The organism is Pseudarthrobacter phenanthrenivorans Sphe3 (genome assembly GCF_000189535.1).
GTDB lineage: Bacteria > Actinomycetota > Actinomycetes > Actinomycetales > Micrococcaceae > Arthrobacter > Arthrobacter phenanthrenivorans.
Map to the genome: position 1 here is coordinate 1,017,771 of NC_015145.1, position 25,733 is coordinate 1,043,503.

Annotated in this window: 27 protein-coding genes and 1 pseudogene; 12 read left to right on the forward strand and 16 right to left on the reverse strand. The window is 66.2% G+C overall.

The window, feature by feature from the left end; genetic code table 11:
• Together ASPHE3_RS22225 and ASPHE3_RS04790 are read left to right on the forward strand one after the other, a co-directional pair.
• Positions 1–144: an MFS transporter small subunit gene (locus ASPHE3_RS22225; RefSeq protein ID WP_013600101.1), complete on the forward strand. Its 144-nt coding sequence runs from the start codon at positions 1–3 to the stop codon at positions 142–144.
• 54 nt (positions 145–198) lie between these two features.
• Complete coding sequence (locus tag ASPHE3_RS04790; RefSeq protein WP_013600102.1) at positions 199–465, forward strand: hypothetical protein; 267 nt, start codon at positions 199–201, stop codon at positions 463–465.
• A 25-nt stretch (positions 466–490) separates the two neighbouring features.
• On the opposite strand, the gene ASPHE3_RS04795 is transcribed toward ASPHE3_RS04790, so the two are convergent.
• On the reverse strand, positions 491–991 hold the full coding sequence (locus tag ASPHE3_RS04795; RefSeq protein ID WP_013600103.1) for a hypothetical protein: 501 nt from the start codon (positions 989–991) through the stop codon (positions 491–493).
• Positions 992–1,301: 310 nt separating this feature from the next.
• Between ASPHE3_RS04795 and ASPHE3_RS04800 the strand changes: the two genes are divergently transcribed.
• Together ASPHE3_RS04800 and ASPHE3_RS04805 are read left to right on the forward strand one after the other, a co-directional pair.
• Positions 1,302–1,919 carry a DUF1326 domain-containing protein gene (locus ASPHE3_RS04800; protein WP_041651978.1) on the forward strand — a complete coding sequence of 206 codons (618 nt, stop codon included), beginning with the start codon at positions 1,302–1,304 and terminating at the stop codon, positions 1,917–1,919.
• A 47-nt stretch (positions 1,920–1,966) separates the two neighbouring features.
• Positions 1,967–2,734 (forward strand): DUF2182 domain-containing protein, encoded by a 768-nt coding sequence (locus ASPHE3_RS04805; RefSeq protein WP_049786039.1) that lies wholly within the window; start codon positions 1,967–1,969, stop codon positions 2,732–2,734.
• 63 nt (positions 2,735–2,797) lie between these two features.
• Here ASPHE3_RS04805 and ASPHE3_RS04810 read toward each other — a convergent pair whose 3' ends face one another.
• The 5 genes and pseudogenes from ASPHE3_RS04810 to ASPHE3_RS22915 form a co-directional block, all read right to left on the reverse strand.
• Positions 2,798–3,310 carry a methyltransferase family protein gene (locus tag ASPHE3_RS04810; RefSeq protein ID WP_013600106.1) on the reverse strand — a complete coding sequence of 171 codons (513 nt, stop codon included), beginning with the start codon at positions 3,308–3,310 and terminating at the stop codon, positions 2,798–2,800.
• Positions 3,311–3,314: 4 nt separating this feature from the next.
• Positions 3,315–4,919: a serine hydrolase domain-containing protein gene (locus ASPHE3_RS04815; protein WP_013600107.1), complete on the reverse strand. Its 1,605-nt coding sequence runs from the start codon at positions 4,917–4,919 to the stop codon at positions 3,315–3,317.
• A 27-nt stretch (positions 4,920–4,946) separates the two neighbouring features.
• Positions 4,947–5,627 carry a DUF998 domain-containing protein gene (locus ASPHE3_RS04820; protein ID WP_013600108.1) on the reverse strand — a complete coding sequence of 227 codons (681 nt, stop codon included), beginning with the start codon at positions 5,625–5,627 and terminating at the stop codon, positions 4,947–4,949.
• A 177-nt stretch (positions 5,628–5,804) separates the two neighbouring features.
• Positions 5,805–6,233 carry an NAD(+)--rifampin ADP-ribosyltransferase gene (gene arr, locus ASPHE3_RS22910; RefSeq protein WP_409372052.1) on the reverse strand — a complete coding sequence of 143 codons (429 nt, stop codon included), beginning with the start codon at positions 6,231–6,233 and terminating at the stop codon, positions 5,805–5,807.
• 27 nt (positions 6,234–6,260) lie between these two features.
• Positions 6,261–7,010: pseudogene (locus ASPHE3_RS22915) on the reverse strand (alpha/beta fold hydrolase); the annotation flags it as partial.
• 146 nt (positions 7,011–7,156) lie between these two features.
• On the opposite strand from ASPHE3_RS22915, the gene ASPHE3_RS04835 reads away from it, so the two are divergent.
• On the forward strand, positions 7,157–7,978 hold the full coding sequence (locus tag ASPHE3_RS04835; RefSeq protein WP_013600110.1) for an alpha/beta fold hydrolase: 822 nt from the start codon (positions 7,157–7,159) through the stop codon (positions 7,976–7,978).
• 132 nt (positions 7,979–8,110) lie between these two features.
• On the opposite strand, the gene ASPHE3_RS04840 is transcribed toward ASPHE3_RS04835, so the two are convergent.
• The 5 genes from ASPHE3_RS04840 to ASPHE3_RS04860 all read right to left on the reverse strand — a co-directional run bounded on the left by ASPHE3_RS04840 (position 8,111) and on the right by ASPHE3_RS04860 (position 12,121).
• Positions 8,111–8,392 (reverse strand): HPr family phosphocarrier protein, encoded by a 282-nt coding sequence (locus tag ASPHE3_RS04840; protein WP_013600111.1) that lies wholly within the window; start codon positions 8,390–8,392, stop codon positions 8,111–8,113.
• A gap of 55 nt (positions 8,393–8,447) precedes the next feature.
• Positions 8,448–9,941: a PTS ascorbate transporter subunit IIC gene (locus ASPHE3_RS04845; RefSeq protein ID WP_013600112.1), complete on the reverse strand. Its 1,494-nt coding sequence runs from the start codon at positions 9,939–9,941 to the stop codon at positions 8,448–8,450.
• 90 nt (positions 9,942–10,031) lie between these two features.
• Complete coding sequence (locus tag ASPHE3_RS04850; RefSeq protein ID WP_013600113.1) at positions 10,032–10,304, reverse strand: PTS sugar transporter subunit IIB; 273 nt, start codon at positions 10,302–10,304, stop codon at positions 10,032–10,034.
• Positions 10,305–10,344: 40 nt separating this feature from the next.
• Positions 10,345–10,806 carry a PTS sugar transporter subunit IIA gene (locus ASPHE3_RS04855; protein WP_013600114.1) on the reverse strand — a complete coding sequence of 154 codons (462 nt, stop codon included), beginning with the start codon at positions 10,804–10,806 and terminating at the stop codon, positions 10,345–10,347.
• 136 nt (positions 10,807–10,942) lie between these two features.
• Positions 10,943–12,121, reverse strand: coding sequence for an ROK family protein (locus ASPHE3_RS04860; protein WP_013600115.1), 1,179 nt, complete (start codon positions 12,119–12,121; stop codon positions 10,943–10,945).
• A 441-nt stretch (positions 12,122–12,562) separates the two neighbouring features.
• Between ASPHE3_RS04860 and ASPHE3_RS04865 the strand changes: the two genes are divergently transcribed.
• From ASPHE3_RS04865 to ASPHE3_RS04880, 4 genes are all read left to right on the forward strand, one after another.
• Complete coding sequence (locus ASPHE3_RS04865) at positions 12,563–12,883, forward strand: GYD domain-containing protein (RefSeq protein ID WP_013600116.1); 321 nt, start codon at positions 12,563–12,565, stop codon at positions 12,881–12,883.
• 97 nt (positions 12,884–12,980) lie between these two features.
• Positions 12,981–13,751: a type 1 glutamine amidotransferase domain-containing protein gene (locus ASPHE3_RS04870; RefSeq protein ID WP_013600117.1), complete on the forward strand. Its 771-nt coding sequence runs from the start codon at positions 12,981–12,983 to the stop codon at positions 13,749–13,751.
• Positions 13,752–14,022: 271 nt separating this feature from the next.
• Positions 14,023–15,537 (forward strand): MFS transporter, encoded by a 1,515-nt coding sequence (locus ASPHE3_RS04875; protein WP_013600118.1) that lies wholly within the window; start codon positions 14,023–14,025, stop codon positions 15,535–15,537.
• Between the two features lie 82 nt (positions 15,538–15,619).
• On the forward strand, positions 15,620–16,282 hold the full coding sequence (locus tag ASPHE3_RS04880) for a dihydrofolate reductase family protein (protein ID WP_013600119.1): 663 nt from the start codon (positions 15,620–15,622) through the stop codon (positions 16,280–16,282).
• A 4-nt stretch (positions 16,283–16,286) separates the two neighbouring features.
• Here ASPHE3_RS04880 and ASPHE3_RS04885 read toward each other — a convergent pair whose 3' ends face one another.
• Entirely contained in the window at positions 16,287–16,946 is a 660-nt protein-coding gene (locus tag ASPHE3_RS04885) for a TetR/AcrR family transcriptional regulator (protein WP_013600120.1), read from the reverse strand.
• Positions 16,947–17,102: 156 nt separating this feature from the next.
• Between ASPHE3_RS04885 and ASPHE3_RS04890 the strand changes: the two genes are divergently transcribed.
• Positions 17,103–18,272 (forward strand): MFS transporter, encoded by a 1,170-nt coding sequence (locus ASPHE3_RS04890; protein WP_013600121.1) that lies wholly within the window; start codon positions 17,103–17,105, stop codon positions 18,270–18,272.
• Positions 18,273–18,371: 99 nt separating this feature from the next.
• Here ASPHE3_RS04890 and ASPHE3_RS04895 read toward each other — a convergent pair whose 3' ends face one another.
• The 4 genes from ASPHE3_RS04895 to ASPHE3_RS04910 form a co-directional block, all read right to left on the reverse strand.
• On the reverse strand, positions 18,372–19,301 hold the full coding sequence (locus tag ASPHE3_RS04895) for an NADP-dependent oxidoreductase (RefSeq protein WP_041651979.1): 930 nt from the start codon (positions 19,299–19,301) through the stop codon (positions 18,372–18,374).
• Between the two features lie 129 nt (positions 19,302–19,430).
• A complete protein-coding gene (locus ASPHE3_RS04900; protein WP_013600123.1) occupies positions 19,431–21,089 on the reverse strand; it encodes a thiamine pyrophosphate-binding protein in 1,659 nt (552 codons plus the stop codon).
• 326 nt (positions 21,090–21,415) lie between these two features.
• Positions 21,416–21,910 (reverse strand): hypothetical protein, encoded by a 495-nt coding sequence (locus ASPHE3_RS04905; protein ID WP_013600124.1) that lies wholly within the window; start codon positions 21,908–21,910, stop codon positions 21,416–21,418.
• 127 nt (positions 21,911–22,037) lie between these two features.
• Positions 22,038–22,541, reverse strand: a complete 504-nt coding sequence (locus ASPHE3_RS04910; protein ID WP_013600125.1) for an Lrp/AsnC family transcriptional regulator — start codon at positions 22,539–22,541, stop codon at positions 22,038–22,040.
• A 93-nt stretch (positions 22,542–22,634) separates the two neighbouring features.
• On the opposite strand from ASPHE3_RS04910, the gene hisC reads away from it, so the two are divergent.
• Together hisC and ASPHE3_RS04920 are read left to right on the forward strand one after the other, a co-directional pair.
• Entirely contained in the window at positions 22,635–23,732 is a 1,098-nt protein-coding gene (gene hisC / locus ASPHE3_RS04915) for a histidinol-phosphate transaminase (protein WP_013600126.1), read from the forward strand.
• A 42-nt stretch (positions 23,733–23,774) separates the two neighbouring features.
• Entirely contained in the window at positions 23,775–25,187 is a 1,413-nt protein-coding gene (locus ASPHE3_RS04920; protein WP_013600127.1) for an amino acid permease, read from the forward strand.
• The last annotated feature ends 546 nt before the right edge of the window (positions 25,188–25,733 follow it).

Here is a 25,733-nt window from a genome sequence, read left to right on the forward strand (position 1 = left end):
ATGAGCACAGTAAACAGCACCGGCGCGCAGCCGCCGACGAAGGCATCACCCGGCAGGCTCGCCCTCGCCTGGGCCCTGGTGGGCGTGCCGCTGGGCTACGGCGTCTTCCAGACCCTGACCCGGGTGGCGGCGCTGTTCGGATAATGACGGGCGGGAGGGCGATGATGGAGGCGGTTCCCACAACGAAAGCAGACTCCCTTGATTACTCTCCAGCAGGACGCCGACGGCTTCATCCGGATGGACCGGCACTACCCGGCCAGCATCCGCATCAGGATCGCTTTCGCTGACGGCAGCACCGGGGAGTTTTCCGGCCTGACCCTCAACAACGCCTATGATGCCGCCGTTGCGGAGTTCCGGACGAAGAACAACCTCGACGCCCGCGGCTACAGCAGGACCCCGGCGGTCCGCACCAACTCAGGCAACAAGGTTGACTTTGTTCCGGTGCATCCCGGCATGGGGGAGTAGCGGGCCACTCACTGGCGGCGGCTGGTCAGTCGGCGGCGGCGGTGGTTTCGGCGGGGCTTGAAGACGCGGCCGGATCGCCGAATGACGGCCGCTGGCCGGACCGGTAGGCGGCGTCAATGACGGGTTCGAGTTCGTCAAGTACAGTACGGTTCCCGGGCAGAACCACATGGGCCAGGAATTCCGACTCAAGGGTGGCGATGCCTGCTGCCGCCGCCCCGAGCTTGGCCTCGATGGCCAGGGCAAGGGCGTGCCAGGACTTGCGGTTGGCACGTTCGAGGACTTTTGCGTTCGCTTCCTGGCGCGCACTTTCGGCTTTGTCGCCCTGGATGGCCAGGGGCCCGTCAGACTGCAGCATCGACATGACAATGCGGAACTGCCTCCCGCCGCTCCTGAAGGCGACGGCGTGCCGGTGGCCCCGCTGCGTGAACAGGACGTCCGTGGCCCCGTAATCGGCGAGCGCCCGTTTGATGTTTTTCCGGGAGGCCTCGCTGCTGAAGGAGTCGCCCCGGGTGTAGGGACCGGTCATCTTTCAACTATGCGCCACTTGGCCACTGTTTCCTAACGCTCAACCCAGTCCCTGAGGGGAGCTGTTTCCTGAAGTGGCCCTCCTGTTTCGCCGCGCAACGTACGCATGCATTCCCGCGCGTTGGACCTCGTCTGCCCCGTCCGTGGGGGACTCCGAAGTGGGGTGACATTAGGTACACCGAGGATATTGACTGCCCGAAACCGGAGGAATAGCGTCGGAATTAACGGGGCGTTAGACCCCGCTAATCACGGAATGAGGCGCCCGACTGGGCCACTTCCGACCGGCCGTGGCGCCTGGTGAGGAGGATTCTGTGTCTTGGGAAATGACCGGAACATACCTTGGCAACTGCACCTGCCAGCTGATTTGCCCGTGCCCCGTGGACGGCATGCCCACCGGGCCCAACGGTGAGTGCCGCAACCTGAATGTGTTCCACATCGAAAAGGGGAACCTCGATGACACCGACCTGTCCGGCGTCAACTTCGCATTCGTAGGCTGGTTCCCCAGGAATCTGTCAGCGGGCGGCTGGATGGTGGGTGCCGTCGTCGACCAATCCGCATCCGCAGCACAGGTGAGCGCCCTGGAAACCATTCTTCGCGGCCAGGCAGGCGGCCCGTTCGGGGACCTTGCCGGGCTGTACGGCGAGTGGGTGGGCCTGGATCGCGCCGCTGTCACCTTCACGGACGGTGACCGGCCTTCGGGCTCGGTCTCGGACAAAGCTCACATCACCTTCGAGCCGTTGCCCGGACCTGACGGCGGCGTGACCACGGTGAAGAATGCGATGTACGGCTTCGCCCCCGAATTCCGGATCGGAAAGGGGCCCGGGCGCGTGCAACTGTTTGAGCAGGAGTACGACGGGGTCTACGGCGAAACGTCCGACTTCATGTTCGCCAGTGAGATGGCAGAGGGCGCCCCCAAGGGCCGCATCTGAACGGCCGGCCGGTGGAACGCAAGGAACGGTCTGGCAGCGGCCACACCATGGGGAAGGCCTCCCGCGTTGACCCGCGGGAGGCCGCGCTCGTGGCCGTCCTGCTCCTGCTCGCCGGCGCCAGTTGGGTGTTTACATCCACTCAGGTGGCCGGGATGGATATGGGCACGTGGACGGCGCCGGGGCCGCTGGGCCTTTTTACGCTGACGTGGGTGGTGATGCTCGCGGCCATGATGTTCCCGTCGGTGGCACCCATGGTGGTGGCGTACCACCGGATTCAACGGCACCGGCGGCAATCCGGACGGCATGCACCGGCAGGGTCTACGGCCGTCTTCGTGGGCGGTTACCTGGCCTCATGGACCGCGTTCGGGCTGGTGGCATATGCGCTGTACATGTGGGCCGCCGCGCTGGCGCCGGGGGTGCTCGCCCCTGGCCAGGGCGGCCGCTATGTTGCGGCGGGGGTCATCCTGCTGGCGGCGCTGTATCAGCTCACCCCGGCCAAGAACGTGAGCCTGATGAAATGCCGGTCACCCATGGACTTCATCCTGCACCGGATGCGCCCGGGCTATTCCGGCGCCCTCCGGATGGGGGTGGAGCACGGAGCCTGGTGTGTGGCGTGCTGCTGGGCGTTGATGACGGCGCTGTTCGCACTTGGCGTGATGAGCGTCGGGTGGATGGCCCTGATCGGGGCCTTTATTGCCGGGGAGAAGATGCTGCCGTGGAAGCGGCTCGCCAACCGCTCCATCGCGGTGGCGCTGGCCCTGATTGCTCTCGGCGTTGCACTTGCTCCTGCGGCGACAAATGGGATGGAAATGTAGGAAAGGCAGGGGCCGCCGTCGAACAATTACGACGGCGGCTGTTGCGATTGCGGGTGAGGTCACCTACCTCCGGGGAAGCCCGAGGTACCGCGGCACCTTCGATGCGTACTCCGGGTAGGACTGCGGAAACAGCCCGGCGAGCGCAGCCTCTTCCTCCAGGACAAACCGGTGCTCCACGAGCAGTTCGGCCGGCAGCAGGGTGAGGGCCCATGAGGAACCGGCAAGGGTTCCCGCCCCGAGCTGGAGCATCCACCAGCCCACGTACATCGGGTGGCGGGTAAGGGCATAGGGCCCGGTGGCCACCAGCTCCTCCGGCCGTTCCAGCTCGAAGGGACCCGCCGAGTGCCGCCGGCGTTCGGCCAGGGCCCAGGCGTTGAGGCCGACGCCGGCAACCAGGAGTCCCGCCCCCGCCATCCGATGCACCGCACGGGGCCCCGGAAGTGGCATGGGACGGAGCCGGGCAAGGACCAGATCAGCGGCCATGGCGGCTACCACTGCAGGCGGCAGCGGAAGGTTTTCATACACCGCCTTCACCCCTCCGGCGAGGGTGCGCAGGGAGCTGACGCGGGCTGCCATGGTTTCAGCGTACGCCCTGTGAGCTGCAGCGAAGTGCTGTAATAACCAGCCAAACCGTCCGCGGAAGGGACCAGAGAACAGCCAGCCCGAGCACAGGCACCAGCGGGACGCCCACGTCCGGGAACTGGCGGATGATGACCAGCAGGTCGGTATCGAACCGGGCCGGCGCATGGATGAGGCACAGCCAGAGGGCGAACGCGTCAAGGACAAGCGCGACGGCGGCTAACGGCAGGGGAGCCACGCGCCCGAGCCGGCCGGACCGCCGTCGGAAAAGTACCGCGAGGGAGAGCCGCAGGCTCAGCAGCTCCGCCAGCAAAAGGCCCAGCGCTGCCGCCCAGCTGGAGCGCTGCAGCCAGTCCTCCTGGACGAAGGCGGGAACAGGCGAGCGCCCGTGCAGGATCCGCAGGATGTTGGTGTCGATCGCCTTGAGCCGGGAGGGGGCGGCGGTGTCGTTGCCGTTGATGACCAGGGCGACGCCGAGGCCGGACTCCGGGACCATGGCCAGGTAGGTATGGCTGTTGCCCCATTCCCCCTGGTGCTCCAGCAGCCGCGGCAGGTCCCCGGCGGCGGGCCCCAAGGCGGCGTGGTCAACGGATTCAACGAGCGGCCGGGTGAACCAGCCCATGGCGTAGCCTTTCGTCTCGTCCACGGAGATGCGGGGCTGGAACATCGCCGCGACGCTTCCAGGCTGAAGGATGCGCGCCTCGCCGTACCGGCCGCCGTCGAGCAGTGCCGCCAGCTGGCGGCCCAGGTCCTCTGCCGAGGCGTACAGGGTGCTGGAGGGCATCCCGGCGGCGGGCGTGGGGACGTCGGTCTGGAGCCAGAACGCGCTGAACCACCGCGAATACCCCTCGGCCGCGTTGTCCGCCCGGGCGGCCGCCGCCGTCGGATGGCTGTGCACCATGCCCAGCGGCCCGAAGACGTGCTGTTCGAGGTACTCGCCGAAGGGTTGGTTGGCGACGGTCTGCACCAGGACGCCCAGGACGTTGTAATTGGCGCTGGCGTAGTGGAAGCGCCGCCCCGGTTCGCCGGCGAGCGGGGAGCCGGCCAGCGCGCGGACGGATTCTTCGAGGGCGTCCGGTTCCTGGTCCAGGGACGCTTCGAAGGCAGTGTCCCGGGAGGACATGCCGCTGGTCTGGTGGAGCAGGTGGCGGACGGTGATGGCCGCTGACCGGGGATCGTCCAGCGTGAACCAGGGCAGGTAGGTCCGCACCGGCTCATCCAGCTGCAGCCGCCCGGCCTCCACCTGCTGCATCACCGCGATGGCGGTCAGGGACTTGCTGGTGGAGGCGAGCAGCACCGGCGTCTGCGGCGTCATCGGCCGCCCGGCGGGGTCCGCGGTGCCGAAGGCGGCGGAGTGCACCTGCCGGCCGTCACGCACGACGGCGATGGCGGCACCGGGAATGCCGAGCGTTTCGAGCTGGTCCAGCAGGAACGAGTCCACCGCTGCGTAGGCATGTTCCGGAGGGGCGGTTTCCGTGGGTGCGTTGGGGGCGCCTGCTGCGCGGGCGCTGCCTGAGGTGGTGGTGGCACCGGCGAGCGCCATCAGGAAACACGCCAGCAGGAAACACGCCAGCAGGAACCGCGATGACCAGGACGTTGTCCGCATGGCTGCACCTGCTTCGGCAAGAGATCCTCACCGTTCCCGGGCTGGCCCGTCCTGCGGACTCCTCCACAGCGCTGCCGCCAGGACTGCCACCCACAGCAGGAACGCCCCGATGCTGATTCGCTCGCCGATGCCCAGCACGAGGTTCGGCCCGGGGGCTGCCATGAACGCCACCACGCCCATGAGCGCAGAGGCGGCGAGCGAGAGGATCGAGTACCACCGCATCCGCCCGTGGAATCCCGCCGCCACGAAGCACATCGCGGCCACCATCAGTGCGAGCTGGACGTTGGTGGCGAAGATATGCATCGGGATGGACGCATCGTCTCCCAGCGTCAGCGGGTACAAGGCGCCCATTATGTTCCACAGCCCGTACGCGATGAGCAGGCCACCGGCGATGCGCAGGGCGCGGTTCCCGCGCACGGAGATCCACACGCCCACACCAAAAGCGGTGAACATGGCGGTGTAAAGCCAAGTGAACGCGACCAGGACGTCCCGGCCGGGGGAACCGACGGCGAACAGTTCGCTCACCATCTGCCCGGTGCGGCGGTACCCCTCCCATTGGGATGCCGCCAGCCCGTCCGTGGCAACCACGTAGAGCAGCGAAGACAGCGGTCCGGCAGCCAGGAGGGCCTTCCGAATGGTGTCGCTCCGCGGTCTCCCGGCTTGCGTGGCCTGCGCGCGTTGGGGGTGCCGCCCTTTTGCGATCGGCATTTGCAGCGTTCCTCAGAGCCCGCGGCCTAACAGGCGTTCGGTGCAGGACCCGCGGGCGTTGGGTCCTGATGCCTACCCTTTTCAGCATGTGCCGGCTTGCCGGATGTGGGTAGGGCCGAACGGCCTTGCCCTGCCGCAATGCGGCGCAGGCCCGGGAACCAGCAGATGGACGCCCGGTTAGTCGATGGCCTCGATGCCCTGCCGCTTCAGTTCCTCCAGGTGGCTGCGCATGTGCTGCAGCGCCTCGGGGGAGTGCGGCTGCCAGTCCGGAACCTCGCCCAACACGCGGAGGGCTTCGCGGGTGCGGTAGGACCGGGTGGGGTTGCCGGGGAATTTCTTGTCCGTCAGGTTGGGATCGTCCTCAAAGGGGCCCGCGGGTTCCACCCTGTAGATCCTGCCCGGGCCGTCACCCTCACTGAGTTCGGCGCCCCAGGTGGCGGCGTCCAGGGTGGCGGTGAAGTAGATATGGTTGGCCGCCTTCCGTCCGCCGTAGTTGGAGGCGTAGCCGGGAACCAGCAGGTCCCCGGGCCGCAGGTCCGCCTTGGTGCCGTGATAGAAGGGTCCGGAATCGTTGGGGCCGGCCGCGGTCCTCTCCAGCGCGTGCAGGAAGGCCGCCGCGTCCGCCGCCACCCGGTCCGGGCACTCCCAGAGGACCAGATGCCCGGCGTCGGGATAGACCTTCAGCACGGCACCCGGAATCCGCGACGCCAGGACTTCCTGGTCCTGCAACGGCAGCAGGTCATCCCGGCCGCCGTAGAGGATCAGCGTGGGCGTCCGGATGGCGCCGGCTTCGGTGGGCGGGGTGGCGGCGGTCAGTCCGGCCAGGATCTTCTTCCACGCGTGGGCGGGCATCCGGACGCCGTCGCGCACCCGGTCCTCGAGGTACCAGTCCGGGACAGGCTGGTGGAGCGTGAACCAGGCGAGCGACGCCCGCACCCAGTCCTCATCGACGGGGTCGGCCAGCCGGTCCACCTCGTCAGCGAAGGCCGGCCGGCCCTGCAGGCTCAGCGGCGACCCCACCAGGACCAGCGCGGTCACCCGCCCGGGCTGCGCTGCCGCGAGCTGCTGGGCCACGTACCCGCCGCTGGAGGACCCGAGGACGAACGCCGTCTCCACGCCAGCGGCGTCCAGGATGGCTGCCGCGTCCTCGGCCTGCTCGGGCAGGGAGTAGCCGTTCTCCGGTTTGTCCGCCTCGCCCTGGCCACGGAGGTCGGGTGCATAGATACGGAAGCCGGCCAGCCCGGGCAGCAGGCGGTCGAAGCAGCGCCGGGATTCGCCCCAGGCGTGCAGCAGGAGCAGCGGTTTCGCGGCCGCGTCCCCCTGGATCAGGCATGGCACCGTGATGCCGGTGCGCAGGGTCAGGTTCCGGACCTCGGATTCCATGGCTTCAGGGTACGCCGGGCGCCTGAAGAGGAGTACGACGGCGGCGCATGAATTGGGTGCCTCTCCATTGACGGCGGCGGGGCCCGGGAGGAGACTGCTTTCCCTAAGCGCCGGAGCGCGAAACGGACATCTCCCGGAGGCCGGACATGTTGCTGGACATTTCTTCAACCATGATCGAGACGGACCTGGGACCGCTGCAGGTCGGCCGCACCGGTTCAGGAGCTCCGGCGCTGCTCTGGCACAGCCTGTTCGTGGACTCGGCGACCTTCGCCGCCGTCGTCGGGGAACTGTCCGGGGAGCATGAACTCATCATTGTCGACGGCCCCGGCCATGGCGGGAGCCCGGGGCCGCGAAGGCTCTATTCCCTCGCGGATTGCGCCCGGGCGGCTGTCCACGTCCTGGATGCCCTGGGCATTTCGACGCCGGTGGACTGGGTGGGCAACGCCTGGGGCGGGCATGTGGGAATCGTCTTCGCTGACAGCTTCCCGGCGCGGTGCAGGACACTGACCACCATCGGGACGCCGCCGTACCCTTTGTCCAGGACCGAGCGCCGGCGGTCGGCGCTGCTGGTCTACCTCTTCCGCCTTTTGGACCCCAAGCCGCTGAGCCCGATAGTGGTCGATGCCCTCGCCGGGCGGGGTGCAGCGAAGCAGCAACCGGAGACCGCGGCCGCCATTTCGGAATCGTTCTGCCGGGGAGACAAGAGGGGCAAATACTGGGCTATGCAGTCTGTCATGCTGCACCGCCCTGACCTCCGGCCGGCCTTGGCCCGGTTGCGGGTGCCCACCCTGGTGCTGGCCGGCCGCAACGACGCCCTGCTTGATCTGCCCGAGGCCGAACGGGCTGCCCACAGCATCCCAGACGGGCGCTTCGAACTCGTGGCGGGCGCAGGGCACGTCGCGCCGCTTTTTGTGGCCCCCGGCGACGTCACCCGGCACATCCTGAAGTTCTGGGCAGAGGCCCGGTGAGCTGGCGGTGAGGGGAGGAATGCCTACCTCTGAGGCTGTCGGCTGGTGGAGTCAGCGCGCGAATTTGGACGGCGTCGGGGGCGGCGTGCACCGTGTGCACGCCGCCCCCGAAGGTTCAGATTGGTACTGGGCTTAGGCCTTCGCGTCGTGGTCCGTTTCCAGGATTCCGACGAGGTGGTCGAGGGCTTCATCCGCTCCGGGACCCTCGGCGCGAAGGATTACGACGTCACCGTGTGAGGCGCCCAGGCTCATGAGGGACAGGATGCTGGCCGCATCGAGGGCTTCATCGGGGCTTGCCCCTGCGGAAGCGATGGTGACCTCCAGGTCCAGTTTTCCGGCCTCCTCGGCGAAGACTGAGGCGGGGCGGGCGTGGAGGCCAACGCGGCTGGCAATCGTTGCTGTACGTTCAGGCATGGTGTTCCTTCGGGTGGGTGCTCTGCTGTTGTTCCAGGAAGTCCGGCGGGTCCGGCTAGGCAGCGGGAGTGTCCTGCTTGGCCTGGGTCTTCTCGCTTTCCCGGGCTTCGGCGAGCCAGGCGTCGCGCTTGGCACCCGGGACCCACCCGGCATCGACCACCCGCCGCTGGAAGATGATCGCGGCTGTGACAAGGGCGGTGGCGATGAGGACGGTCAGGACGGTGCCGATGGCAGGGCCGCCGCTGAGGCTGACGCCGATGAGGGTTCCGAACCAACCGAAGTCGGCGTCACCGAAGGTGCTGTTGGCGAGCCCGAACTGGCCCAGGACCAGCAGCAGGACGGCGGGCAGGATGGTGATGATGATGCCGTTGACGAAGCCTCCGAGCATGGCTCCCCGGCGTCCGCCGGTTGCGTTGCCATACACGCCGGCGCCGCCGCCGGTGAAGAAGTGAGGGACCATTCCCGGGAGGATGAGGGCCAGTCCGAAGGCGGGGTTCAGCCAGAGGGCAAGGACGCCGAGGGCCACCAGGCCTCCGGTGAAGGAGCTCAGGAAGCCGATGAGCACGGCGTTTGCACCGAAGGGGAAAACGATGGGGATATCGAGGGCTGCCTTGGCCCCGGGAACCACCTTGGCGGCGATGCCCTGGAAGGCCGGGACGAGTTCGCCCAGGACGGTGCGTACGCCATAGAGAATGACGGCAACGCCGACGCCGAACAGCAGCGCCTGTTCAAAACCTGCCATGATGAAGGCTCCTGCGTCCGGGACGTCGAAGATTGCCAACGCTTCATCGGCTGGAAGGGCGATGAGTCCCCAGATGGTGAAGACCATGTAGATCAGGACCATGGACAGTGAGGTGGCCACCATGGAGTCCCGGAGGAACTTCAGCCCCTGCGGGAACTGGATTTCTTCGGCTGACTTGCTGCGCTTGCCCGCGGCCTGCCCGACGGCACCGGCAGCGATGTAGCCCAGAGAACCGAAGTGGCCGATGGCGATGGTGTCGTTGCCGGTGATCTTCTTCGTCCAGGGGTGGAGGAATGCCGGCATGACCACCATGATCACGCCCAGCAGGACAGCCCCGAGCAGCACGACCAGCCAGTCAAGGCCCTGCCCCAGGCCGACGGACAGGATGACGGTGAGCATCGTAGCCATGAACACCATGTGGTGTCCGGTCAGGAAGACATACTTCAACGGCGTGAAGCGGGCCAGTAGCAGCATGAACAGGAAGCCGAAGGTCAGGACGTAAGCGCTTTGGGCGCCGAACTGTTCCTGGGCCATTGCGGTGATGACCTCGTTGGTGGGAATGACGCCTTGGGCGCCGGTAACTGTGAGGATGAGTTGACCAAGGGGGTCAAGTGATCCGGTCACCACGGTGGCACCCACGCCGAGGATGAAGAAGCCCAAGGTTGCCTTGAGAGCGCCTCCGATGACCTGGCCGGAGTTGCGCCGCAATGCGATTAGGCCTGCTGCGGTAATGATGCCGATCAGGTACGCGGGCACGTTTAGAATCTGCTGCCCTATGAAATTCAGTACTACTACGAGCCAGTCCATGCCGTAGGCACTCCCTTAATGCTGAAAATGATGGTTGGTCTATTGGTCTATTGGTTTAGTGATGGTGCAGGTGAAGGAACCAGCCGGCGGCTATCGAACAGCGGCGGACAGTTTCTTGTGGATTTCATCGAGATCGAAGAAGTTCTCGATGACAATGACCTCTGCGGGGACATCGCCAATTTCCGGTGCAAGCTCCTCGGACGTGAGGACTATTTCTGCCGTCTGCGCCGCACCGCGGGCCACCCCAATGTCAGCGGCCTCAATATCGGCGTCGATGCCAAGATCCTGAAGGACCTTTTCGGCGTTCATTTTCAGGAGCACTGATGTCCCAATGCCCATTCCACATACAGCGACGATCTTCATGGTTCGTTGCCTTTCAATTCGGAGGTGATGTTTGGCGTTACTACTTACTCGGCGAGGCTGTGCACTGCAGGAGGGAGCGGACTTCTTCCGCGCTCTCCGCGGCGTCAAGGCCCCTGCGGGTGGCCGGATCGGAAAGGATCCCGGCCACTGCCCTCAGGACTTCGATGTGGGCAGTGTGGTCAAGTGCTGCGAGGCCTATGACCAGGGAAACGGGGTCGTTGGATTTGTGCCCGAACTCGACAGGGGAGGCCAGGCCGACCCAGCTGAGCCCTCCCTTTTTGACGGATTCGGAGGGACGGGCGTGGGCGAGTGCGACGCCCGGGGCGATGACGATGTAGGGGCCGTGCTCCTCGACAGCCGCAATCATCTGTTCGGTGTAATCCTCGGTGGTGACTCCGCCTGCCACGAGTCCTTCACCGGCGCGGCGGATAGCTTCCCTCCAGTCGGAGGCGGCCACGTTGGTGGTAATGGATGAGAGTTCTTCAGCGAGGTTGATAGCCACGTGGGGATCCTTCAGTTGACGGATCACATCACGACGATGTGAGTTAGATCACCGTAACAAGGATCGGTGGCTTAAGTCTACAAGTAGACCAAAGTGTTACCCGTTTGGGTTTTGCTCAGACGTTCGCCAGGGCCGCTCAGACGTTGGCCAGGGCGAGTGAGTTCGCTCCGCTGTGGGTCAACCGGCTGATCCTGTCGGGGGCGAAGAGTGCGTCCTGGGCAAGCAGGGACGCTCCGGTCAGGCCAGCCACGGCTCCGAGGCCGGACCGCTCGACGACGAGGTCCCGGGTTGCGAAGTCGCGCGCCCCGGCGTAAATCGCCTCGCGGATGGGCCGGATGAAGGGTTCGCCTGCCGCGGCAAGGCTTCCGCCGATGATTACCGCCTCGGGGTTGATCAGTCCGACGATGTCGGCCAGCGTCTGGCCAAGGGTGGTCCCCGTTTCTTCAAGGAGGGTCAGTGTTCGGTGGTCCCCGTTGTTGGCAAGCTCAACAATGTCCGCTCCCGTCCTGACTTTGTAGCCGCGGGCCACAAGTTCGGCGCGCACCACGGCTCCGCTGGCTATGGTTTCGAGCCGTTGGAGGCGGCCGCCGCCGATGCGGGGGCGGCTCAGGTCTCCCGCGCCTCCGCGTGCTCCGCGGTACACAGCGCCGTCAAGGACGAATCCCAGCCCGATCCCGATGCCCGCTTTCACGCCCACAATGTCCCGGTATCCCACACCGCCGCGCCTTGCTTCGGCCATCGTCATGACATTCACGTCCCGGTCTACGGCAAGGACGGCATGGCCGTACCTGCTGGCGAAGTAGTCGCGGACAGTGACGCCGTCCCACTGCCCATCGACCTGCGGCGATGCCAGGCGGCCGGTTGCAACGTCGACGGGACCGGGGACTCCGACGCCAATCCCCAGGACGTCAGCCCTGGTCTTTCCGAGGCGTTGCAGCATATGGTCAAAGACCTGGCCGGCCCACTCAAAAATTTCAGCCGGGCCTTGGCTTGGCCCGATGTCCGCCTCATCCACAGCGAGGATGGTGGACACCAGGTCCGTGATGGCCACCTGGCTGTGTGAACCGCCGATGTCCATGGCCAGCAGCACGCCCGAATCCGGCTTTACGGCAAACTTTTCAGGCGGGCGTCCCCCGCGTGAATCGAGTTGGCCGACGCTCATGATGATGGAGGCATTCAGTAGCTCTTCGAGCCGCCGCGCGAGGGTGATGCGTGACCATCCCAGCCGCTCCAGGAGGTCGGTCCTGGTGGTGGCCTCCCCGGACCTGATGAGATCCAGGACAACGCCTGATCCTGTCGATAGTGATTGCGCCATTTCAACCTCTCGTGATTCGGTCGCCGTCCAGGGATCCTACCGGCGATCCTTACGTGGCCGAATTATGCATACTGATATTCGAAAGCCTACCCGGTCTTTACCCCGGCTACTTGAGCTCAAACAGTGGCGGCAGGGCCAACCTTCCAGCTCCGGTTCTGAGTTCCTGCTGGGGACCTTCGGCGCCACGTTCATCGCCGGACCGCTGACGGAGCACGGCCCCGGAACCGGCGGCCTTTCCCGGTCCTATTGACTGCCTGCAAGCGGAGGAATATTTTCTGCGTTAACGGGGTCAAGGACCCCGTTTCCACGAAAATGAGGGGCCGGATCCGGGCCGCTCCTGCACCGTGATGGAACCAGGTGAGGAGGATTCTGTGTGGACGCATCCCGATTCCGTGAAGCCTATTGATCCGGCTGTTTTGGAAATCCAGGAAGGGAAAGACCATGCCGAAGTATCTGTTTGAAGCAACCTACGTGGGCCAGGGAATCAAGGGGCTCATGGAGGAGGGCGGCACCAGGCGCCGTGACGCCCTGACGGAGGCCCTCAAGTCCGTCGGAGGAACGCTGGAGAGTTTCTACTACGCATTTGGCTACTACGACGTCCTTGGCGTTTTTGAGGCGCCGGATGATGCAAGTGCGGCAGCACTGTCGCTGTTGATCAATTCGACGGGGAGCGTCAACGTCCGGCTGAAGCCGCTCCTGACGGTCGAGGCCCTCGACGAGGCCGCCAGGAAGACGCCGTCCTACCGCGCCCCGGGACAGTAGGGGAGCTGGGCACCAAGGCCAGTGGCCGCCGTCGTAAATCCACGATGGCGGCCCGCTGGCCTGGGCGTAGGGTGGAGGCGGACGAAAGGAGCATCTCATGAAGAAAATCCTCATGGTACTGACCAGCGTTTCCGAGATCGGCGATACGGGAGAGAAGACCGGCTACAACGTGGCCGAGGCTGCGCATCCCTGGAAGGTGTTCAAGGATTCAGGGCATTTCGTCGACTTTGCCTCGATCCAGGGTGGCCAGCCTCCGCGCGACGAGGTGGACACGAAAGATCCCATCCAGGTCGCCTTCACGGAGGATGAGACCACGCGCGCCGGCCTCTACAACACGGCCCGCGTCGACGTCGTGGATCCGGAGCAGTACGACGCCGTCTACCTCGTGGGCGGCCACGGCACCATGTGGGACTTCCCGGACAGCGAAGGCCTGCAGAACCTGGTGGCCAGCGTCTACAACAACGGCGGCCTGGTGGGCGCTGTCTGCCATGGACCCGCCGGCCTGCTGAATGTGGAACTGGAGAACGGGCTTCGCCTCGTGGAGGGCCGCAAGGTGGCCGCCTTCACCAATGACGAGGAGGTGGCCGCAGGCAAGGACAAGGTCATCCCTTTCTTCCTGGCCGACCGGCTTGAGGAACAGGGCGCCACCCACGTCTCCGCCGATGTCTTTGAGGAGAAGGTTGTTGTTGACGACCGGCTGGTGACCGGCCAGAACCCGGCGTCAGCCGCCGGCGTGGCCAAGGAGATGGAGAAGCTCTTCGCGGCGGTCATCCACCAGGAGAAGGCCGAGGAACAGCACGACGCCGAGGCTCTGCGCGCCGAGAAGGACGCCATCAAGGCTGCTGCCGCCGCGGAAGGGGAGCAGTAATCCCCACAGGCACCCAAAACCGGCGCTCGCCTTGATGAAGAGCACAGGCTCCTTCTGTTCAACCAGTCCCCGTGCCGGGGCTTTCACGCGTCACCGTGACCTGCCGCCGTCGTACATCTTCCAAAACCGCAACCGTTGTTGCCCTGGTCCGGCAGTGGCAAGATGGGCGGAGACGCTGGGCTGCCGCCGCCCAAGGGGGTAAGAAGGACGACGACGTGTGCCCGGCCTGATGAGCAGGCGGCGGTGAGCGGGCCATGACATTGAGCGGGCTATGACACAGCGCAGCGGGCAGAAGCGGCGGCTGCAGGTATCAGACGTCAATGTCGTGAACCGCCGCACGCTGCGGAAGGCGCTCGGCGGAACCATCGTGGGCAACACGATGGAGTGGTACGACGTCGGCGTGTTCGGCTACCTCATCACCACCATGGGGCCGGTGTTCCTGCCCGAGGCTGACCGGGCCGTGCAGAACCTGTTCCTGCTGGGGACCTTCGGCGCCACGTTCATCGCCCGGCCGCTGGGCGGGATCTTCTTCGGCTGGCTGGGCGACAGGATCGGCCGCCAGAAGGTGCTGGCCATGACGCTGATGCTGATGGCTGTGGCGACGTTCGCCGTCGGCCTGCTTCCGGGCTACTCGGTGCTGGGCATCTGGGCGGCGGTGCTGCTGGTGTTCCTCAAGCTGGCGCAGGGCTTCTCAACCGGCGGCGAATACTCGGGCGCCACCACGTTCGTCTGCGAGCATTCGCCGGACCGCCGCCGGGGCTTCTACGTCAGCTTCCTGGACATGGGCAGCTACCTCGGCTTCGCCGCGGGCGGGCTGGTGGTGTCCATCCTGCAGCTGACGCTGGGCCAGGAGCAGATGGAGGCGTGGGGCTGGCGCATCCCGTTCCTGGTGGCTGGGCCGCTGGGCGCAGTGGCCGTGTACTTCCGGATGAAGATCGAGGAGTCGGCCGCGTTCAAGGCCACCATGGAAGCGGAAGCCGTGGCAGCCACGCATCCGGAGACGGGGGAGGAGCTCCGCCCCGTCGGCCCGATTGGCATCCTGAAGGCGCACTGGCGGCCGATCCTGCTGGCCATGATCCTGGCGGCAGCTGCCAACACCGTGGCCTATGCCCTCACGTCCTACATGCCCACCTACCTCACCACCAACAAGGGGTACAGCGAGGTGGAAGGGACGCTGCTGACCATCCCGGTGCTGGTGGCGATGGCGCTGTGCATCCCGTTCACGGGGCTGCTTTCGGACCGGATAGGCCGCCGCCGCGTGCTGTGGATCGGGGCCCTCAGCACTGTGGTCTTCGCGATTCCCGCCTTCCTGGCGATAGCGGCGGGCAGCCTCCCCATGACTTTGCTGGGCCTGGCCCTGATCGCCTTCCCCGTGGCGTTCTCCGTGCCGAACCTCGCCTCGGCACTGCCCGCGCTGTTCCCCACCGAGCACCGCTATTCGGCCATGGGCATCGCCTACAACCTTGCGGTGGCCATCTTCGGTGGAACCGCCCCGTTCATCATCGCCGCCCTGATCGGGCTCACCGGCGACGACATGGCGATTGCGTACTACCTCGTGGCCGTGGCCGTGGTTGCCGCGGTAGCTATTTACTTCCTGCCGGAGTCGGCCGGGCGGCACCTCCCCGGGTCCATGCCGAATGTGGAGTCCGAGGAAGCGGCCCGGAAGCTGGTGGAGACGCAGGACCACAACCCGCTGCTGGACGTGGACACGCTGCCGTTCGAGGAGAGCTTCGAGATCGCTCGGGCGTCTCACAAGGGCGGGCCGGGCAAGCCGACGGTGATGTAGGAAAGGGCGTTCGACGGCGGCCCTTGGCTGTGCGGATTTGGCGCCATACAGTGGCTGCCTACGACACTTCAGGAGAGATGACATGTCCCTTGTCCGCGTGCATAACTTCTCGGTCTCCCTCGACGGCTTCGGCACGGGCGAGGGCCAGCAGCTGGACGCTCCGTTCGGCCACGCAGGCACGCGGCTGATGGAGTGGGCCTTCGAAACACGGACGTTCCGCGCTATGGGCCTGCACGGGGAGACGGAAGGATCCTTAGGCGTCGACGAGGCGTTCGCCAGCCAGTGGGGAACCGGGGTGGGCGTCGAAATCATGGGACGCAACAAGTTCGGCCCCCAACGCGGACCGTGGGAGAACGAGGACTGGAAGGGGTGGTGGGGCGACAACCCGGTGTTCCATACGCCGGTAGTCGTCCTGACGCACCATCCCCGGCCTGTCCTCGAAATGGAAGGCGGAACAACCTTCCATTTCGTTGACGCGGACCCCGTCTCCGCGCTGGAACAGGCCCGCGCTCTGGCTCCCGGCCAGGACGTCAGGATCGGCGGCGGCGCCAGCACGGTGCGCCAGTTCCTCGAGGCAGACCTGATCGACTACATGCACATCGTCCTCGTGCCGATTGTCCTGGGCCGGGGCGAACGGCTGTGGGACGGCCTCGAAGGACTCGAGGAACGCTTCGACATTGAGGCGACCTCTTCGCCGCAAGGTGTGGTCCATCTGGTCTTCACCCGCAGGGCGGAAAGAAACTAGCCCTTCACCTCATAAGCCTTTGGCAGCTGCACGCCGCGTTCTTCCAGGACGGCGCGCACCGAGGGCCGGCAGATGAATGTGTCAGTCGCGGCTGTGGGCCTGAACTGCTGCATGGGCCAGGCGCCGGCCCACGGCGATCGGGGGACTGAGGTGAACCGCGGAGGAATCCGGCGAGGGCCCCGCTGTAGGCCACAAGCACTTCATTGGCCAGGTCCTGGGCTCCCTCCCCGGCAAGCGGGCGGGACAGATGCAGAAGGCGCTCGGAGAGCAGGGCGGTGTCACCAGCCAGGACGTCGCTGATTTCGTTCGCGGCCTGGGGGAGCTCGGTGGCGGCGGCCAGGAAGGCACACCACCGTGACGGGTGACCGTGGGTTTCCCGGTAGGAAGCCAGGGCGTCGAAGACCGCGAGCAACCGGTCGACGTCATTGTCGGCCGCAACGATGTGCTGGTCCCAGACCCTCTGCCAGTCCGACAACCGGACCCGCAACACTTCGGCAACCAAGGCGTCCTTGCTGCCGAAGTGCGTGTACAAGGTGGCCGCGGAAACCTCCGCCTGGCGCAGCAGATCATCGACGGGAGTGTCCCGGATACCGCGTTCAAACAGCACCTGATCGGCCGCCTCGAGCAGCCGGGTGCGCGCAGGAACTCGTTGGCCGGTGGTCACCACATCAGTATATGTAACCCAAATACAGAACGCGCGTTTTGATGTAGCATAGCGACCGTTACGGCCTCTCAGTCAGAGCTGCGATGAGACCTACGGGCTGGTGCTGGTCGGCGAACAGGTGCGCGAGGTTGCTGCGCCAGATCGAGGAGGAGTTCTGTGAAGCTTTCAGCGGGCGGTCGAATCGGCCTGGCCGGAGCAGCGGTGGTGGGAGTCGCCTTTGGCATGGCCCGCTACGCCTATGGTCTGACGCTGCCGAACATACGGGAGGACCTGGGTCTGTCCGAGCTGGTGCTCGGCATCATCGCCAGCGCAACGTTCGCGGGCTACTTGGCTGGATTGCTGCTGGCAGGGCCCCTCGCTGCCCGGCACGGTTCGCGTGCTCCGACGACCGTGGGAGGAGCCAGCGGTGTTCTGGGCGCGGTGGTTGTCGCATTCGCGCAGTCTCCGGGACTGCTCGCCGCCGGTGTGATCCTGGCTGGCAGCGCCGGCGGCTGGGTCTGGGCGCCCTACTCGGACATCGTGACCCGTGCGGTGCCCTTGCGTCAGCAGCCCAGGGCGTTGGCCATCATCACCACCGGCACCAGCGGCGGACTGGTGCTGCTGGGCGGGCTGGCTGTCCTGGCAATACTGGGTTCCTGGCGACTGGTCTGGGTCGGCATCGCCTTGGCCGCGGCAGCCGCCGCACTTGTGAACCTTCGCTTCGTACCGAAAACCAGGCCTGACCCAGTTGCGATCGACCGTCACGATGCCTCCGCACTGTTTGCAGCGCTGCGCGGCCCGTGCGCCTACGCGGTGGCCTACTTTGCCGCCGTCGTCATCTACTTCACCTACGCCGCCGACGTCCTCGGCAGCGGTGCCCTCCCAGCGGGAGCCGTCCCGGCGCTCTACGCGGGCATTGGCCTCTGCGGCGTGGTAGGCGTGGCGACCGGAGCCTTCGCGGCTCGGATGGGCAGTTCGAGGGTGGCCGGGCTGTCCCTTGGAGCGGTCGGTGCAGCACTGGCGCTGCTCGGGGTGGCAAGCGATTCCCTGACCGCGACGGCGATTTCGACGTGCATTTTCGGAGCGGGATACATGGCAGGATCTGCGGTGCTCGCGATTTGGACCGCCGAACTGGTGCCCGAGCGCGCAGGCGAGGCGTTCACGGCAGTCCTAATCGTGGGGGCACTCAGCTCTGTCGCGGCCCCGGCCCTGGCCGGCGCGGTGATCGCCGGGGTGGGTCTGGGACCGCTATTGGTCTTCGCCGCCGCGGCGTCACTGCTCAGCGGGATGGCGCTGGTGTTGCGTCCGTCCCCGCACCGGGCCGCCGTCGGTGGTCCCAGACCCTGATTAGTCAGTGGCCTCGATGCCCTGCCGCTTGGGGCGAGCGCGGCTCTGCACGACGAAGGGCTCCGTCCCAAGGGACGGAGCCTTCCTCAGATGCCAGGATCACGAACCCTGGTCTACGGCAACCACGATCTTGCCGCGGGTGTGCCCTTCCATGTTGGACCGGAAGGCATCAGCGGCCTTTTCCAGCGGGAAGACCTCGGCGACTTCCACCCGCATTTTTCGGCTGTCCACCAGGTCGGCGAGTTCCTCCAGGTCGGTCCCCACAGGCTTGACCCACATCCAGTCGCCGCCGTGCTCTTCCACTTCACTGTCGGCGATCGAGGCGTGCCGGCCCCCTTCGGCCAGCACGGCCAGCGTCGCCCCCAGGTTTCCGCCGACGAAATCGGCAACCACGTCAACGCCGTCAGGACGTAGCCCGCGTACACGTCCTGCGAGCCCGTCCCCGTAGGCAACCGGTTCGGCTCCGAGGGAGCGGAGGAACTCGTGGTTCTTCTCAGAGGCAGTGGCAATGACACTGGCTCCGAGCGCCACAGCGATCTGGATGCCAAGGGACCCGACGCCTCCGGAACCTCCGTGGATCAGGACGGTTTCGCCGGATTTCAGGCCCAGCCGGTTGAGAACCTGGTAGGCGGTCAGGCCGGCCAGCGGCAGGCCCGCCGACTCGTTCCACCCGAGCGAGGCAGGCTTCCGGGCAAGGACCCGTTCCGGCAGGGCGATGTATTCGGCAAAGCTGCCACCGTGGACGTAGTCCTTGCGGCCGTAGGCGATGACCTCGTCGCCTGGCTGGAACTGCCGGGCATCGATACCCACCGACTCGACTACCCCTGCCACATCCCAGCCGGGGATGGCGGGAAACTGCAGATCCATGATGGGATCCAGGTACCCCGCCATGATTTTCCAGTCCACCGGGTTCACTGCGGCTGCCTTGACCTTGACCAGGACCATTCCCGGCCCGACTTTCGGCATTGGCTGCTCGCCGAACTCGAGGACGTCAGGGTTTCCGTATGAGCTGTAAGTGATTGCCTTCATGCCTTTCACAATTGCACAGGCATGCTTCGCTATTCCGGATCCCGGCGCAAAGTGGTGGATCGCACGGCAAGGTCAGGCCGGGAGCGAATGCACGCATGAAAAGGGGGCGATGTTGTGGGGCTTGGGAAGCTACCCAGCCACCGCCGCCTTCGCTGCCTGGGAGGCGTTCATCCATTCGGTCAGCCATGGCGCCCGGACGCTGGACGTGATGCGGCAGTCGGCCACGAAGGTCCCGTTAGCGCCGGCATCGATCCAGCCTTGCAGCGCGGACAGGTCATCGAGGGACCGGATCACCGCCGACTCCGCACCCAGAGCCCGGGCGACACCACTGAAGTCCACCTCCGGGATCAGCATCGGCTTTTCGGTCAGGCCCTGCGAGCCGTACTGGTGGATCTCGGCCCCGTAGGCGGCGTCGTTATAGATCACCACGATCGCGCTGCGGGCTGCGCCGATCAGCGATTCGAGGTCAGCCAAGCCCATCAGGAAGCCGCCGTCGCCGGAGGCCAGCACCAGGGTGCGGCCGTCTTCAACCGCGCGGGCAGCCCCGACGGCGCTAGCAAGCCCCAGCCCGATCGTCTGGTACGCGGTTCCGACCATCACCAGGTCCTGCGGCCGCGGGATGTTCCAGTACATGGGCGCCCACCCGATGAAGTGCCCGCCGTCCTGGACAACCGTGCGGCGCTCCGGCAGCACGGCATCCAGAGCGGAGGCCAGTGCGCGCGGGTCAAGCCGCCCGTCCTCTCTTTCAACAGATCCAGTAGCGTGGCCCGGTCCCGCAGCAAGACGCTTGGAGGCTTCCGCACGCCAAGCCCCGGCAGCAGCCACACCATCAACCAAGGACAGAAGCCGCGAAGCAGCAGCCTTCGCGTCCGCCCGGACGAACACATCCACCCGCGGGTTCGTCGGCTCCACCGCGGTGTCGATCTGGATCAGGATGCTGTCCGGGCCGAGCAGGTGCCCAAACCGCATGGTGAACGGGCTCAGGCTCGCCCCGGCCACCAGGACCACGTCCGCCTCGCCCATGAGCCCGGCGGCTGTATCGGTGCCGAAACCGCCGGCCACGCCCAGGTACCCCTCGCCATTGAGGAGGTTGAGCGCCAGGGCGGTTCCGGCGGTCAGTGCGCCGAGCCGGTCGGCGAGTTCGCGGAGCTCCGGGCCGGCGCCGGCAAGGTGCGCACCGCGGCCGGCGAGGATCAGCGGCCGCCGTGCCGCGGCGAGCAGACGGGCCACCTGCCCAAGGTCCGTGCCGCCGTCGTGCATCACCTGAGGTGCGGTTGGCGCGGGAAGGTCCTCGTCCGTTGCCTCGAGCGCAGCGAGGTCGTAGGGGATGGCAAGTACGACGGCGGTGCGCCGGGTGAGTGCGTACTCCACCGCCTGCCGGGTGATGGCGCCCGCGGCGTTGCGGGTGACGGCGAAGGTGGCCGCGCCGAGGCCCGCGGCGATGGCCGCCTGGTCCACGTCCCAGGGCCGGGCGCCGCTGGTGGGGGCGTCGCCGGTGACCAGCACCACCGGGATCTGCGCCTGGACCGCTTCGGCCAGCGCGGTGAGCGCGTTGGTGTAGCCGGGGCCGTAGGTGGTGGTGCCCGCGGCGAGGCGTCCCGAGGCCCGGTAGTAGGCGTCGGCCGCGGCGATGGCGGCGCCCTCGTGCCGGACGGGCGTGAAGCGCAGGCCCTGTTTCTCCGCGGCGTCCAGGAAGTAGGCGTTGCCGTTGCCCATGACGCCGAAGACGTCGCTGACGTAGCTGCTGAGAACCTGTGCCACGCGGCCGGAGACGGTAAGTGAGGTCATGCAGCGATCATGTGACGCAGACCTCAGAAACAGCAAGAGGTGAGTTTACGGTTGGGACTTTTGGCAGCAGAATCGTGGGGAAGTGACAAAACGCCCACCTAAGCCAACAACGTGAAGTGACGATCAATCCTTTAGCTGTGGTGCTTCTGGGGACCCGCCTCACCCGTCGGCAGTGAACGCCGAATCACTGACGGACCATCCGGAGGCGCCACAAAGGTATGGCTGCTGATCTAACGAGCAGCAGCCATACCTTTGGAGTCAGCGAAGCCGAGCAATTTCATGCTGTCCTACCGGACGTAGACAGTCACGGCCACCTGCTGTGGGTATCAGTTCTTTTTGAGGTTTACCGTCGTGGTAGTTCCAAGTGCACTGACCTTGTAGCTGATGCTGCCACCTTCATACTTGAATTCCTTGGTGGCGTCACTGGAAGCGAGGAGGGCTGACTGAGTGGCCTCGACATCCCGCTGCGACGTCCAAGTGTAGGGTTCGCTGGCGCTTGTGGGGGCGGCGAACGTTCCGACCCAGTAGATCGAGGTCGTATTGCCACCGTCGGAAACCCACTCGATGGTCATCTTGTCGGCCGTGATAGTGGCCTGCTGGTATGACGTCTCGCTGTTCGGGTTGCTCTGCTTCCATGCGCCCGTCAGATCAGGAATCTTCGGAGCCTCCTGCGTCGTCTGAGTGTCGGCAGCACCGCTTGTAGTGCTTCCTGCTCCACCGCATGCAGTCAAGGCAAGAACGGCAACGAGAGCAAGAGATGCAATGGACTTCTTCAAGGATTCCCCCAAATAGAAAAAAGTGAATGATGCATCGAGAATCATATGCCGGGATCCACGTCCGCGAGCGCAAGCAGGCTTAAGCCGTAGATCGCAAGAACGCGAACGCCTGCCTCGCGCAATGGGGAGCGACTGGTCTGGTCCTGCGCGTAGATGAGGACGTCGCCGTAGATTACTCCGCCCGGCGGGACTCCTGCTCGGAGAGCCGGCTGATGAGGCCGTCGTACCGGGGCGGCATGAGTTCCATGACCGAGATGGCGGTGCTGGTCCGCTGGATCCCGTCGATCTCCAGGATCTGGTTGGTGATGCGGTAGAGGTCGGCGGTGCCGCGGGCCACCACCTTCGCCATGAGGTCCGCGTCGCCGGTGGTGGCGTGCACCTCGATGACCTCCGGGATCGCGGCGAGCCCGCTTTCCACCGAGCCGAACCGCGTCTGGCTGATTTCCAGCGAGAGGAAGGCCATCAGTTCGTAGCCCAGCGCGGCGGGGTCCAGTCTGCGGCTGAAGGAGCGGAGCGCGCCGCTGCGCTCCAGCCGCGCCAACCGGGCGTGAACCGTGTTGCGGGCGACGCCGAGTGTCCGGGAGAGTGCCAGGGCGCTGGCTTCGGGGTCCTTGTCCAGGGCAAGAATGATCCTGCCGTCCAAGGAATCGAGGGTGCGAGAGTTCGCGATGGTCATATTTTCACCAAAGGTACTAGTAGTTGAGCAGAAGTCCCAATGGCTAAAGGGTATCTTGCATTGTGGTCCGGATCACTTCCATGATCGGTCCCTATGACCCCTGAACAACTCCTGGCCGAACCGCGGGCCGCGCTGCCCACCCTTCGCAGCGCCGTCACCGGCCTTCCGGCCTACGTCCCGGGGCGCCGCAGCCTCGGTGCGGACATCGCCGCCCTCGCCAGCAATGAAAGCCACTACGAGCCCCTGCCGGCAGCCACCGCTGCGGTCGCCGAGGCGGCCGGCAGGATGAACCGCTACCCGGACATGGCCGCCGTCGAACTCCGCGAACGGATCGCCCTGCACATGGGCGTCACCGCGGAGGAAGTTGCGGTGGGGCCCGGCAGCGTGGGCGTCCTGCAGCAGATCATCACCGGACTGTGCGACGCCGGGGATGAGGTGGTCTTCGCGTGGCGCTCCTTCGAGGCCTATCCCATCCTGGTGGAGCTGGCGGGCGCCCGGCCGGTCCGGGTCCCGCTGGACGACGCCGAGGGCCACGACCTGGACGCCATGGCCGCCGCCGTCACCGGCCGCACCAAGGTGATCCTGCTCTGCACGCCCAACAACCCCACCGGCGTGCCGATCAGCCACCGCCGCCTCGAGGCTTTCCTGCAGTCCGTCCGCTCCGACGTCCTGGTGGTGATCGACGAGGCCTACGTGGAGTACGCCGACGCCGGCAGCGGCCCCGACTCCCTGGCGCTCTACCGCCGGTACCCGAACGTCTGCATCCTGCGCACCTTCTCCAAGGCCTACGGGCTCGCCGGCCTGCGCATCGGCTACGCAATTACGACGGCGGCAATCGCCGAAGGTTTGCGCCGCACCGCGCTGCCCTTCGCCGTGAGCGCGCTGGCACAGAAGGCCGCCATCGCCTCGCTGGATGCGGGGGAGGAGATGGCAGGTCGGGTCTCTTTGGTGAAGCAGGAGCGGGCGCGGATGGCCGCGGAGCTGGAAGCCCAGGGCTGGAAGCTGCAGCCAAGCCAGGGCAACTTCCTGTGGATCCGCGCGGATGCTGCGCTCCTGGCGGCGCTGGTGGACGCCTTCAACGGCGCGGGCATCATGGTCCGTGCGTACCCGGGGGACGGCGTGCGGATCACCGTGGCCGACCCCGCCTCCAACGACCGCGTGCTCCGGCTCCTCGCAGCCCACACGGCCTGAACTTTTCTCCCCAACAGTTACCAACAACTAAGAGGACTCCCCATGGAACAACAGACAAAGACGTCTGCCCGCGCCCTCGGCGCGGCCCTGAAACCCCGCCAGCTCACGATGATGGGCCTGGGCAGCGCGATCGGCGCCGGCCTGTTCATCGGCTCCGGCGCGGGCATACAGGCCGCCGGCCCGGCCGTGCTGATCTCCTACCTGGTGGCCGGCACCCTGATCATCCTGGTGATGTGGGCCCTTGGCGAGATGGCCGCCGCCAACCCGGACAGCGGTGCGTTCTCCGTCTACACCGCCAAGGCTTATGGGCCGGTGGCCGGTGCCACGGTTGGCTGGCTCTGGTGGCTCCAGCTCGTGGTGGTCATCGCGGCCGAGGCGCTGGGTGCGGCAGGCCTGCTGGCCACCATCTTCCCGGCCCTGCCGGTATGGCTGATGGCTTTCGTGTTCATCGTGGTGCTCACCGCCGTGAACCTGACCAGCGTGAAGAATTTCGGCGAGTTCGAGTTCTGGTTTGCACTGCTGAAGGTGGCGGCCATCGTCGCGTTCCTGCTGGTTGGCTTCGCACTGCTCTTCGGCTTGGTACCGGGCGTGCAGTCGCCGGGCCTGTCCAACTTTATGGGCGAGGGCTTCGCGGTCAACGGCTTCGGCGGGATCGCGACGGCGCTGTTTGTGGTGGCGTTCGCGTTCGGCGGCACCGAGATCGTGTCCGTGGCTGCAGCCGAGACGGCAGAACCTGCCCGCAGCGTGAAGAAGGCCGTCCGGACCGTGCTGTGGCGCATCCTGGTGTTCTACATCGGCGCGATCTTCATCATCGCTGCGGTTGTTCCCGTGGGTTCGGAGGGGCTGAAGAGCCCATTCGCCGCCGTGCTGGATGCAGCCGGCATGCCCGGTGCAGCCACCGCCATCACCCTGGTAGCCGTCGCAGCACTGCTCTCCGCGCTCAACGCCAACCTCTACGGCGCATCCCGGATGGCGTACTCGCTGGCCGAGCGGGGCGAAGCACCGCGTTGGCTCGCTTCCGTGTCGAAGGCCCGGGTTCCGGTGGTCGCGGTCCTGGCCAGCGTTGCCTTCGGCGTTGTCACAGTGGTGCTGGAGCTGATGTTCCCCGAGATGGTCCTTGGCGTCCTGCTGAACATCGTTGGTTCCACGTGCCTGCTGGTGTGGACGTCAGCGCTGCTCGCCCAGCTCGCGCTGCGCCTCCGCGCCGACCGCGACGGGACGGAACTTCCCCTGCGGATGCCGGGCTTCCCGTGGCTCACCGGCCTTGGTCTGCTGATCCTCGCCGCGATCTTCACAGTGGGCTTCATCGGCGAGGACTCGCGTCCCCAGCTCCTGAGCACCTTCGGGCTCGTGGCGCTGCTGGCGGTGGCGTGCTGGGTGAACCACCGGAAGCGGGACGCTCGGCCGAGTGTCGAATCTTCGGAAGATGACACGGAGCCGGTGCTCATCGACTGAAGCAAACGCCTGCACCCCGCCTTGGTTCAGTTGACACACGGAGGGCGCGTCCGGCTTTGGCCGGGCGCGCCCATCGCGTTCAATGCCAGGCAGGGGCTCCGGTGCGACGATGCTGGTCGCTGCTGGCACCTTCGCTGGGAACGATGAGTGGGATTGTCGGTGCGTACGAAGCGTCCGCAAAGGGGTTGCCCTTCATTCACAAGAACCCCTCCAAATAGTGACACTTCCGATCTAAACTCAACTATCGAGGCGAAATCGCTGAGAGTGACAACGTAGTCACAATTCGTGTGAAAGGGGAGCACGATGAGCACCGGTAGTACACCTCAACCCGCACCCGGTAACCCAGCCGCAAGCGAAAGACAGAAAAGGCCGCTCTGGAAGAAGAAGCGATTCATCATTCCGGCGGCAATCGTTGGGTTTTTCCTTATTGTTGGATCCTGCACTGGCGGCAACCGGCAACAATCAGGTTCCTCCATTGATCCTGCACCTACGTCCACGGCGGCACCAACTCCTGCGCCCGCTAGTGAACCGGCTGCAGCGCCGCCC

Coding starts and splice junctions, on each gene's coding strand:
- ASPHE3_RS22225 (WP_013600101.1), top strand. CDS start 1: ATGAGCACAGTAAACAGCACCGGCGCGCAGCCGCCGACGAAGGCATCA.
- ASPHE3_RS04795 (WP_013600103.1), bottom strand. CDS start 991: ATGACCGGTCCCTACACCCGGGGCGACTCCTTCAGCAGCGAGGCCTCC.
- ASPHE3_RS04805 (WP_049786039.1), top strand. CDS start 1,967: ATGGGGAAGGCCTCCCGCGTTGACCCGCGGGAGGCCGCGCTCGTGGCC.
- ASPHE3_RS04810 (WP_013600106.1), bottom strand. CDS start 3,310: ATGGCAGCCCGCGTCAGCTCCCTGCGCACCCTCGCCGGAGGGGTGAAG.
- ASPHE3_RS04815 (WP_013600107.1), bottom strand. CDS start 4,919: ATGCGGACAACGTCCTGGTCATCGCGGTTCCTGCTGGCGTGTTTCCTG.
- ASPHE3_RS04820 (WP_013600108.1), bottom strand. CDS start 5,627: ATGCCGATCGCAAAAGGGCGGCACCCCCAACGCGCGCAGGCCACGCAA.
- ASPHE3_RS04835 (WP_013600110.1), top strand. CDS start 7,157: ATGTTGCTGGACATTTCTTCAACCATGATCGAGACGGACCTGGGACCG.
- ASPHE3_RS04840 (WP_013600111.1), bottom strand. CDS start 8,392: ATGCCTGAACGTACAGCAACGATTGCCAGCCGCGTTGGCCTCCACGCC.
- ASPHE3_RS04845 (WP_013600112.1), bottom strand. CDS start 9,941: ATGGACTGGCTCGTAGTAGTACTGAATTTCATAGGGCAGCAGATTCTA.
- ASPHE3_RS04850 (WP_013600113.1), bottom strand. CDS start 10,304: ATGAAGATCGTCGCTGTATGTGGAATGGGCATTGGGACATCAGTGCTC.
- ASPHE3_RS04860 (WP_013600115.1), bottom strand. CDS start 12,121: ATGGCGCAATCACTATCGACAGGATCAGGCGTTGTCCTGGATCTCATC.
- ASPHE3_RS04865 (WP_013600116.1), top strand. CDS start 12,563: ATGCCGAAGTATCTGTTTGAAGCAACCTACGTGGGCCAGGGAATCAAG.
- ASPHE3_RS04870 (WP_013600117.1), top strand. CDS start 12,981: ATGAAGAAAATCCTCATGGTACTGACCAGCGTTTCCGAGATCGGCGAT.
- ASPHE3_RS04875 (WP_013600118.1), top strand. CDS start 14,023: ATGACACAGCGCAGCGGGCAGAAGCGGCGGCTGCAGGTATCAGACGTC.
- ASPHE3_RS04880 (WP_013600119.1), top strand. CDS start 15,620: ATGTCCCTTGTCCGCGTGCATAACTTCTCGGTCTCCCTCGACGGCTTC.
- ASPHE3_RS04895 (WP_041651979.1), bottom strand. CDS start 19,301: ATGAAGGCAATCACTTACAGCTCATACGGAAACCCTGACGTCCTCGAG.
- ASPHE3_RS04900 (WP_013600123.1), bottom strand. CDS start 21,089: ATGACCTCACTTACCGTCTCCGGCCGCGTGGCACAGGTTCTCAGCAGC.
- ASPHE3_RS04905 (WP_013600124.1), bottom strand. CDS start 21,910: ATGATTCTCGATGCATCATTCACTTTTTTCTATTTGGGGGAATCCTTG.
- ASPHE3_RS04910 (WP_013600125.1), bottom strand. CDS start 22,541: ATGACCATCGCGAACTCTCGCACCCTCGATTCCTTGGACGGCAGGATC.
- hisC (WP_013600126.1), top strand. CDS start 22,635: ATGACCCCTGAACAACTCCTGGCCGAACCGCGGGCCGCGCTGCCCACC.
- ASPHE3_RS04920 (WP_013600127.1), top strand. CDS start 23,775: ATGGAACAACAGACAAAGACGTCTGCCCGCGCCCTCGGCGCGGCCCTG.